7 protein-coding genes and 1 pseudogene are annotated in these 9,541 nt (G+C 55.9%); 6 read left to right on the top strand and 2 right to left on the bottom strand.

From position 1 onward, the window contains the following. Positions 1 to 120 (bottom strand): annotated as a pseudogene (locus OHL11_RS17205) (IS3-like element ISCARN86 family transposase); the annotation flags it as partial. A 299-nt stretch (positions 121 to 419) separates the two neighbouring features. Here OHL11_RS17205 and OHL11_RS17200 point away from each other — a divergent pair. The 5 genes from OHL11_RS17200 to OHL11_RS17180 all read left to right on the top strand — a co-directional run bounded on the left by OHL11_RS17200 (position 420) and on the right by OHL11_RS17180 (position 6,554). Continuing rightward, positions 420 to 1,166, top strand: a complete 747-nt coding sequence (locus OHL11_RS17200) for a hypothetical protein (RefSeq protein ID WP_263372779.1) — start codon at positions 420 to 422, stop codon at positions 1,164 to 1,166. 476 nt (positions 1,167 to 1,642) lie between these two features. Further along, positions 1,643 to 2,065: an antitoxin Xre/MbcA/ParS toxin-binding domain-containing protein gene (locus tag OHL11_RS17195; protein ID WP_263372778.1), complete on the top strand. Its 423-nt coding sequence runs from the start codon at positions 1,643 to 1,645 to the stop codon at positions 2,063 to 2,065. A gap of 2 nt (positions 2,066 to 2,067) precedes the next feature. Beyond that, positions 2,068 to 2,523, top strand: a complete 456-nt coding sequence (locus OHL11_RS17190; protein ID WP_263372777.1) for an RES family NAD+ phosphorylase — start codon at positions 2,068 to 2,070, stop codon at positions 2,521 to 2,523. A 69-nt stretch (positions 2,524 to 2,592) separates the two neighbouring features. Continuing rightward, positions 2,593 to 4,002: a 3' terminal RNA ribose 2'-O-methyltransferase Hen1 gene (locus tag OHL11_RS17185; RefSeq protein ID WP_263372776.1), complete on the top strand. Its 1,410-nt coding sequence runs from the start codon at positions 2,593 to 2,595 to the stop codon at positions 4,000 to 4,002. Next, on the top strand, positions 3,999 to 6,554 hold the full coding sequence (locus OHL11_RS17180) for a polynucleotide kinase-phosphatase (RefSeq protein WP_263372775.1): 2,556 nt from the start codon (positions 3,999 to 4,001) through the stop codon (positions 6,552 to 6,554). Before OHL11_RS17185 ends, OHL11_RS17180 begins: the two co-directional genes overlap by 4 nt. 60 nt (positions 6,555 to 6,614) lie before the next feature. On the opposite strand, the gene OHL11_RS17175 is transcribed toward OHL11_RS17180, so the two are convergent. Then, positions 6,615 to 7,775: a Fic family protein gene (locus OHL11_RS17175; protein ID WP_263372774.1), complete on the bottom strand. Its 1,161-nt coding sequence runs from the start codon at positions 7,773 to 7,775 to the stop codon at positions 6,615 to 6,617. Between the two features lie 379 nt (positions 7,776 to 8,154). Here OHL11_RS17175 and OHL11_RS17170 point away from each other — a divergent pair, with 379 nt between their 5' ends. Further along, a complete protein-coding gene (locus OHL11_RS17170; protein WP_263372773.1) occupies positions 8,155 to 9,375 on the top strand; it encodes a DUF4297 domain-containing protein in 1,221 nt (406 codons plus the stop codon). Positions 9,376 to 9,541 lie beyond the last annotated feature (166 nt).

The raw sequence follows: 9,541 nt of genomic DNA, 5'->3' as shown, positions 1-9,541 counted from the left end.
CTCCGTAATCGACGCGTCCTTGCACGCCTGAACCGTCGTCTTCCCGTTCGCAACCGCCACTTCAATCTGACGCAGCAGGTTCACTACCTGCTCCGCACTATGCTTCTTGCCCCTCGGCATATCAAGCTCCTTGTACTCAGCCTCTATCACTCAGACTGGTACAAAAAACGCCGGGCAGACCACTCTGCGGGAACGATAACGTCCGCAATCTGTACTTGAGCCATAGGGCTACCCTCGAATCAAAATGAAGTGCTTTGATCCGGGCATTGCCGACTGGCTATGACCCGCTCCGCGACTGCGGAGGGTGCTACATGGGGAGGATCGCGCGACTGCGCTCTGAGGAAGCTAATGCAGGTCTATTAGCCGTGCAAGCAAAATCAACCCGCGAAAGCAGGCGGAAATTAGGACTTAGAATCAAGATGCCTTTGATTGTTCGATTGGAGAAACGCTGGATGAGAAGGTTCGTGCGTGTGCTCATTGGATTCTTGCTTGCCATCGCCGGTCTAGTGCTCTGGGCTGCTGTTGCGATGGACTATGGAGACGGTGTTGCAACGGGAAAGTATCGTTTTGAGCATGGCAAGGAAAGCTCAATGCTGATCTTGAAGCCAGACCATACCTTTGAGCAAACGCGGCGGAATGGCAGCGTTGAGGAACATGCCAAAGGGACATGGAGACATGTTGGAGAAGGCGGCATCTCTTTCTCAAGAGATTTCCTCGTAGTATCAGGCGATGAACCGGAATCTGATGGAACGACCGTCAGTGACATGCACAAAATGCTAGGTTTGCTCCCGTCACTGCGGCTTCGCCAGTATCACGTTCTTTGGTATGGCAAGACCAATTCCGACGGCCAGCTAGCGGGGACGTATATGGGCGATGAACCGAACGTCATTGCGACCTTGGTTTTGAAAGCCGATGGTTCGTTCACCCAAACGATTGCTCAAAGCACCACAACGAATCATGCCATCGGGACTTGGAAGCAGGACAGTGATGGGACGGTTCGATTCTCGAAGGATTTTCTCAAGACATCTGGTGAGCCTCTCCAGCCTGATGAAATTGCTTCGTCCATAGACCCAAGAGGTTCATACCTTCAGATTGAAATATCTAAGGAACCAGCCAGCGCTCAACCCGTCTTTCACAAACGCATGTTGGGTGTCTTGCTTCCATAGCGTTTGAGTGGGTCTGGCGACGTGCCAGACCAGCGTTATATACGGGTATACCCGGATTGACTTTGTACGCTCGCACTGCGGGGTGGGAGTCGCGCCGGGTTTGATGAAATCCTTGGGGTACGGGGGGGGGGTTGCATAGTGGAGTCTGTGCGACCGCGCCGGGCGGATTCCATGACGTATCGTGACGTACCGGAAGCGGTATGACGTATTTATGACGTACAACCGCCCTTCGGCTGCTCTAATCATGGCTAAGTTGTTGATTTTATTGGCGTCCCCGACGGGATTCGAACCCGTGTTACCGCCGTGAAAGGGACCCGAGGGTCCGTAACCCATTGATTCCATTGGGCACGGTTGGCGCTTTACGGCACCCTTGGAGCCCTGAAGAAGCTTTATTGCACCCTTATTGAACCCACGTTTCAGCTCTCCATCTGAGCCGAAAAAAGAGCTATACTGAGCCGCAGAGGTGTTTGACGTCGATGATCGAACCCCAGTCCATTGCTGAGATCCTCGGTCTCGGACCTTCCATCCGGACCGTCAGCGAGTTGGAGTCTGCCGTCTCAGCTGGGCTCCCGAAACGCTCCCTCGAAAAGCTATCCACTCGTCTTTACGAGGATCGCCGGGTGGCGAACGCCTACAAGTTCAAGGTTGTGCCAGCGGCAACGTGGAAGCGTCGGACCAGGCGTCTTTCCGTGGACGAGAGCGAGCGCACCGAGAGGCTGGCGCGCGTGCTCGCGCAAGCGGAGTACGTCTGGGATGATCGGGACCGGGCGCGCGAGTGGATGAACAAGCCACACCGCGAGCTCCATGACAGAACTCCGCTCGAAGTGGCTCGGACGGAGCTCGGCGCCCGTCGTGTCGAAGACCTGCTCGAGAAACTCTTCTACGGACTCCCCGTCTAGCGATGATCGCGTACCGGATCGCGGATGCGCGTCATCCGATCTTTGACGGCACTGGAGCGATGCTCCGTGGAGGCCGCTGGAACTCCATAGGTCAGCGCGTTATCTATGCCGCCGAAAGCTATGCCGGCGCGATGCTCGAAATCCTTGTGCACGCCAACCTGGCGGTCCCTCCCAAGCATCATCAGGTCGTCCGGATCGCCATCCCGGAGAGTGTCGTAATCGAAACTCTATTGCCGTCTGCACTGCCGGGTTGGGATGCCGAGGATGTGACGACGGCAAGAGCTTTTGGTGATGAGTGGCTGCGGGAAGCTCGAACAGCAGTTCTCCGAGTGCCAAGTGTCGTCACCGAAGGACGCGAGTACAACATCCTGATTAACCAAGCCCATAGTGCCGCGAAATTGATCGAAGCTTCCGCTCCCGAACCTGTACGCTGGGATACTCGATTGTTTACACGTTGACGGGCCGCGCTGATTTCGGGCGCCCAGCCCCGGCGCACCGAGTCACGAAGCCCGTAAACTTGCTGATGCATGCTTCTCACTCTGTCAACCACGCATCAACCCGCCTCGGACCTGGGCTATCTACTCCACAAGAACCCTTCACGAGTTCAAACGGAAGACGTGTCTTTTGGTACGGCGACGGTCTTCTACCCAGAGGCGTCTCTTAAGAAATGCACAGCTGCGTTGCTGCTGGAAATTGATCCCGTCGGCTTGGTGCGCGGTCGTGAGCCTTCTGGAGACGGCGGGCAGCTAGAGCAGTATGTGAACGATCGGCCCTATGCAGCCAATTCGTTCCTTAGCGTGGCGATCGGTCGCATCTTCAACACAGCGATGACGGGACGAAGCAAAGAGCGGCAGGAACTTGCCGATTCTGCAATCCCCCTGTCCGCGAGTCTCCCTGTATTGGCCGCGCGAGGCGGGCACGACCTGGTGCGCAGACTATTCGAACCCCTGGGCTATGAAGTGACAATGACCAGCGCAAAGCTGGACGAAGCGTTTCCCGAGTGGGGAGAGTCGCCGTATGTCTCGTTGACGATCGCCGGTGTGAAGCGCCTTCAGGATCTTTTGACACACCTTTACGTGTTGATTCCGGTCCTGGACAACGAGAAGCACTATTGGGTCGCTGGCGATGAGATCGAAAAGCTGCTGCGCAAGGGAGAGGGGTGGCTGGCGACTCACCCGGAAAAGGATCTGATCGTCTCGCGCTACCTGAAGCGCCAACGCTCCTTGGCGCGTGAAGCGCTTGATCGTCTCATGGCGGCTGACACTCCGGTCGAGCAGCTCTCTGACACTGAGAACACCGATACGGAAGAGTCAACGCCGAAGCGTTCGCTGCATGCGCAACGATTGGAAGTAGTCGCAGCAACGCTTATGACGACCGGCGCGAAGCGCGTGCTTGATCTGGGGTGCGGCGAGGGCAAACTCCTCCGGCTTCTTCTGGCCGAACGACAATTTGAGTTCGTGCTCGGTATGGATGTTTCGTATCGTTCCCTAGAGAAAGCCAAAGAACTTCTTCGTCTGGAAAATATGCCGGAAAGGCAGCGCCAGCGCATTGAACTGATACAGGGCTCGCTCACCTATCGAGACAGGCGGCTGAGCGGCTTCGATGCCGCTGCCATTGTCGAAGTCATCGAGCATCTCGACGCCGCACGGCTGGCGACCTTTGAGCGGATTGTCTTTGAATTTGCGCGTCCCGCTCACGTCGTGCTGACAACTCCGAATGTCGAGTACAACGCGGTGTTCGAAAAGCTGCATGCTGGCGAGTTCCGACATGACGATCATCGCTTTGAATGGTCACGGAAGCAGTTTGAGGATTGGGCTACTTCCTTAGCAGAACGCTCTGGGTACCAAGTTCGCTTTGAACCAGTCGGCCCGGTCGAAGAACAATATGGAGCGCCAACTCAGATGGCGATCTTTTCGAGAAAGGAGGTCACGCAGTGAACATCAGCATTCCAGAACTGTCACTCGTCCTCCTGGTCGGTCCGTCAGGATCAGGCAAATCTACATTTGCACGGAAGCACTTCCTTCCAACGGAAGTCATCTCGTCGGATTTCTGCAGAGCCCTCGTATCAGATGATGAAAACGATCAGTCTGCCACAGGCGATGCGTTTGATGTGCTGCATACCTTGGTGAGGAAGCGACTGGCTCGCGGAAAGCTCGTCGTCGTGGATGCGACGAACGTGCAGCCAGAATCCCGGAAGTCTCTGATCGCCCTGGCGAAAGAGTTCCATGTCTTTGCGGAGGCGATCGTCTTCGACCTTCCAGAGCGCCTCTGCCAGGATCGCAATAAGGTTCGCCCGGACCGGCAGTTCGGTTCTCATGTCATTCACAATCAGCTTCAGCAGCTACGCAGGTCGATGCGCGGTCTAGAGCGTGAAGGCATTCGCCACCTCTTCAAACTCACCTCGCCTGAAGAGGTGGATTCCATCACGATCGATCGCCATTTGCTCTGGAACAACAAGAAGAGCGAGCATGGGCCTTTCGACATCATCGGCGATGTGCATGGCTGCTTTGACGAACTCGTCGAACTGATGTCGAAGCTGGGGTACGAGGTCAAAGCGACGAACGACACGTACGCGGTCACGTCCCCTCCCGACCGCAAGCTCGTCTTCGTAGGCGATCTCGTTGATCGTGGGCCTGGAACGGTGCAGGTCCTTCGGCTCGTTTCTGCAATGGTTGAATCGGGTCAGGCATTCTGCGTACCCGGAAACCATGACATCAAGCTCGTTCGTGCGTTGCGTGGTAAGGATGTGAAGCGCACTCATGGCCTCGCTGAAACGATGGAGCAGCTTGAGACAGAAACGCAGGAGTTTCGGGACTACGTTTCCAAGTTCCTCGACGGTTTGGTGAGCCACTATGTCTTCGACAACGGGAACCTTGTCGTTGCGCATGCAGGCTTAAAGGAATCCATGCAGGGACGCGGATCAGGCGCTGTCCGCGAGTTTGCGCTTTTCGGCGAGACGACCGGCGAAACCGATGAGTTCGGGCTACCGGTGCGTTACAACTGGGCGGCAGACTATCGGGGAAAGGCGCTGGTTGTGTACGGGCACACGCCCGTGGCGGAGCCACTCTCACTGAACAACACAGTTAACATCGACACTGGATGCGTTTTCGGCGGGAAGCTCACTGCGTTCCGTTATCCGGAGCGCGAGATGGTGTCTGTCCCTGCGCACAAGACATACTACGAACCTGCGCGTCCTTTTCTCCTCGAGACAACACAACAGGAGCGAGACACACAGCAGATTCATGATGACGTGCTCGACATCGAAGATGTTGTCGGCAAACGGCTCATCGACACACGGCTGCTACCAAAGATCACGATCCGCGAAGAGAATGCCATCGCAGCGCTGGAAGTGATGAGTCGCTTTGCGTGCGATCCGAAGTGGCTCATCTATTTGCCTCCCACCATGTCTCCGTCCGAGACGAGTCAGCGAACGGACCTTCTGGAGCATCCTGACGAAGCGTTCGCCTTCTATCGCAAAGAAGGCATCTCAACCGTGGTTTGCGAACAGAAGCACATGGGCTCCCGCGCGGTAGTTGTGGTGTGTAAGGACGAGTGCGTTTCGTTGAAGCGCTTCGGTGTTTCCGAGCCTTCGCTTGGTGTGGTCTATACGCGCACTGGACGCCAATTCTTCGAGGACGCCGCACTGGAGAAAGCATTCCTTGAGCGTACCCGCGACGCTGCGTCCGGCGCGGACTTGTGGAACCATCTCGGTACAGACTGGCTCTGCCTTGACTGTGAACTGATGCCTTGGTCTGCAAAGGCTCAGGAGCTTCTCCAGAAACAATATGCTCCAGTGGGCAATGGTGGTGTGAAGACCCTTCACGCTGAAATAGAAGCTTTGGAAGCTGCCAGTGGTCACGTATCAGGGCTGGAAGCATTGATGCAGAGAACGCGAGATCGACTTGGCGCGGTCGATGGCTACGTTCGCGAGTACAGACAGTATTGCTGGCCTGTGAAGGGATTGGCCGATCTCAAGTTGGCTCCGTTCCACTTGTTGGCTAGTGAAGGTGCTGTGCATACAGATAAACCGCATACGTGGCACATGGAGACTTTGACAGGTCTCTGTATGCAGGACACGGAGATTCTGCTCGCGACTCCGTATCGGGTTGTAGACTTGGCCGACACCGCGAGCTGTCACGATGCCGTCGCGTGGTGGACTGAAATGACCTCGCATGGCCGCGAGGGAATGGTGGTGAAGCCTTTGGACTTCATAAGCCGTGGGCGTCGAGGTGTCACGCAACCAGCAATGAAGTGTCGCGGCCCAGAATATCTGCGCATCATCTATGGCCCGGAGTACCTCTTACCGGGCAATCTCGAGCGTCTGCGTTCGCGGGCTGTCGGAGCCAAACGGTCTCTCGCGTTCCGTGAGTTTTCACTCGGTATTGAAGCCTTGGAGAGGTTCGTTCGGCGCGAACCACTGCGGAGGACTCATGAATGCGTGTTCGGAGTTCTTGCGCTAGAAAGCGAGCCTATCGATCCTCGTCTATAAATTCTTATTCGCCTCCATGGCGAAAGGTCAGTCCGCTGGCGCATGTCAGGAAGGAACGGTCTAGGAGCTTGAAATGATCTCGCCTGTTCCATCGATCGTCACGCGCGGGATCTTCGTGACAGGAATATTCAGCGCATATCGCGTGTGCTTGAGCTCACCTGAACGGATGAAGGCGCCCGTTTCGACGAGCCCTGCCAAGTCGCGCGTAGTAGTAGCAGGAGGTGTTCCTGCTATGGTGCTGTACTTCTTCGCGCTCATGCCACCCACGAAACCCTCCGGACCTTCTTGCAACATGCGCAAGAGAACCTTCTGCTGACGCGGGTTGATCCGTCCGCGAACACTGTCGAGCAATTTTGCCTTGTGAATGACAAAGTCGATGTCAGCGATGGTCCGGCGCTGAGCTTCGAGCGCGATAGCACCGAACCAGCGTAGCCACTTGGTGACTTCATTGCTCCCATTCGCCTGTTCCAGCGCGCGGTAGTAGTCGCTGTGGTGGGCAAGGATCGAACGCGCCAGGGCAACGATAATGGGCTGGCCGAAACCCTGGATGAGTGCCTTCTCTGCGATCGCCCTGCCGATGCGTCCATTTCCGTCCTCGAAGGGATGGATGGACTCAAAGTACAAATGAGCGACGCCGGCCCGGGTGAGGGCCGGTAGTCTTGATCCACCTTCGGGAGCGGTCCTGTTGAACCACCCGATGAACCTCTTCATCTCCTTGAGAACTTGAGACGAGGGCGGTGCTTCAAAGTGGACTTTGGGCGAATAGCTCGCGCCAGAGATCACCTGCATTGGTTCAACGCTTGTGCGGTAGCAACCGATGTCTCGCAGGTCAGTTCTCCCCGCGCCGACCATTCGGTGCCATGCGAAGAGTTGATCCTCGGTCAGCAAGCCGTCGATGCCGCGGTAGAGATCAACCATCAGCTCCGAGATTCCCTGTTCAGCAGGCTTGACCCTGCGACGATCCGAGATCAGGCCAAGTTGGCGCTGAATGGACGACTGGACGTTGGCGCGATTGAGGATTTCGCCCTCGATCTCTGAAGTGGTTAGAGCTTCTGCACTCATCGACTCAACCATCACTTGTTGCCGTGCGTCGTCATTCAGATGTTTTGCTGAACCGACCAAGACGCCAGCGCCGCGCAAAAAGTCCTGCTCAGCCTGTGCCATCACTTCGGTGTGCCAGCGGAAATCGGGCCAATCGCCTTGTTGCCAGTTCCAGCGCATGATCGATAGCTGCTCTCGTTATCGATCATTATATGCGCTCATCTTGATTGATTGCGCTCCGAGGGTATGCACGAAATTCCTCTCTCCGTGCGCGGATGCCACAATGGGCGGTGGAGTGAGACAGGAAACGTTGGCAGATCGTAATTTGTAGCGAATGCTCTCCGACTCCAGATATGCGCCCACTTGGGACCGGACCGCGATGGATAATGCCAGAGCGGCGGTTTAACGGAGTACAGCTGATGCCATGAATGTATCGGTCAAACGCCAATGTTTCTCTGGGTCTTGGGCGGTGCCGGCGGACACTTAAAAGTGACGGCCTTCGCACGATGAGCCCCCGTCCGCAATATGATGGCTACTGATCTGCTATCGAGGGAAAGTGGTGAGTGGCGGAAGTCGACTGGGTCAAATTGAGCCGCGCGAGAGGGCTGGGGCGCAAACGGCCCGTAAGTACGAGTACCAATATGAGCGGACTGCTCGGGCCACTCTAAACCTGCTCACGAGCCACCAAAAGCATCTCTGCGTCTACTGTGATTGGCACGACGATTTCGTCATCGAACTCGAAGGTGTCGAGGCGGTGTACGAGTTCCACCAAGTTAAGGGCCGGAAGCTGTCACAGGGGCCATGGAGCTTTCGCGAGTTTTTCGGGGTGTCACAACCTCGAACTTCTAAAAAGGCGAAGTCTCCAAAATCTGGGAAGCCTGCGAAAGTTTCGGATGACGCGATTTTCATACGCATGCTGCAACACCGCAGGAACTTCGGAGCTGCGTGCTCTGCCTTAGCTTTCGTTACGAACTCAGGTCTAGAGCCGGGTCTCACCAGCTTTCTTGCAGCGATAAAAGCCGCTGGTTCCGCGGCGGGCCTTACCGGCGAACAAAAGGGTACATTCGAGCGTTTGGCCCAAGCATACGAAGCAGCAAAGCTAGTTCCTTCCCCTAGAGATCTTTTTGACTGGCTCCGCGAGCTGCGGATGCTTACCGACCAGGGGAACCTGGAAAGTGCAGAGCAAGCTCTGCTGGAACTCGCTGACGTGATCGTGAATTTTAGCGAGATCGAGCTGCTCCAACGGCAGTCTAAGCAGATCGCTCGGGAAGTCGTTTCCCAAGTGCGCCGGAAAGTGGCACACACGAGCACGATCGTTCCGGCGTCCGACGAAACCTTACGCGCGGAAAAAGGCTTGGTTGTCACCGATCTGCTGAGTACGCTCAGTCTCTCTTCTCAAGCCTATGAACAGCTACGAAAGGGCGACTCGACGGACGCAGTCAAGACTCTTTCCCGTCTGCAGCGTTACTGCCAGAAGCATGGATGGTCAGAACACTTGGTCAACATCTGTGACTTTAAGTCTCAATGGGACGTCTGGCGAACGGTTGAGCGTCACGCACTCACCAAGGTCGATTACATCCTCCTAGAGGAGAAAGCAATGTCACTACTCAGACAAAATCTTTCCTTGGTGGAGCTCGTCACGGAGGCAAAAGACATTGCAAAACAGTTTGCAGGTCTGACTGGGACCTCCCTTACCGCAGATCACGTGTTGGGGCTATTTTTCTCCTTGGCTGCTCAATCAGAATCACTGGCGGATACGGAGGGGACAGCAGCCCTATGAACGTTGACGATTTCTTAGCGTCGGTCAGTAATTCCGATTTGAGGGTTCCTCTTGCCCATGACCGTCGCAATCGTCTTGCGCCGGAAACTGTAGACGCGCTTTTTGCAATGCCCCTTCTTGCACTGACGATTCTTGTGACAGCTAGGAAACGGCCCTTTCAAACAAT

Source organism: Granulicella cerasi (assembly GCF_025685575.1).
In the GTDB taxonomy this organism is placed as follows: domain Bacteria; phylum Acidobacteriota; class Terriglobia; order Terriglobales; family Acidobacteriaceae; genus Granulicella; species Granulicella cerasi.
The sequence above is the reverse complement of the archived record's forward strand: the minus strand, read 5'-3'. Positions and strand labels throughout refer to the sequence as shown.

Excerpts from the sequence above, each read along its gene's own strand:
- OHL11_RS17200 (WP_263372779.1), top strand. The coding sequence starts at position 420 with ATGCCTTTGATTGTTCGATTGGAGAAACGCTGGATGAGAAGGTTCGTG.
- OHL11_RS17195 (WP_263372778.1), top strand. The coding sequence starts at position 1,643 with ATGATCGAACCCCAGTCCATTGCTGAGATCCTCGGTCTCGGACCTTCC.
- OHL11_RS17190 (WP_263372777.1), top strand. The coding sequence starts at position 2,068 with ATGATCGCGTACCGGATCGCGGATGCGCGTCATCCGATCTTTGACGGC.
- OHL11_RS17185 (WP_263372776.1), top strand. The coding sequence starts at position 2,593 with ATGCTTCTCACTCTGTCAACCACGCATCAACCCGCCTCGGACCTGGGC.
- OHL11_RS17175 (WP_263372774.1), bottom strand. The coding sequence starts at position 7,775 with ATGCGCTGGAACTGGCAACAAGGCGATTGGCCCGATTTCCGCTGGCAC.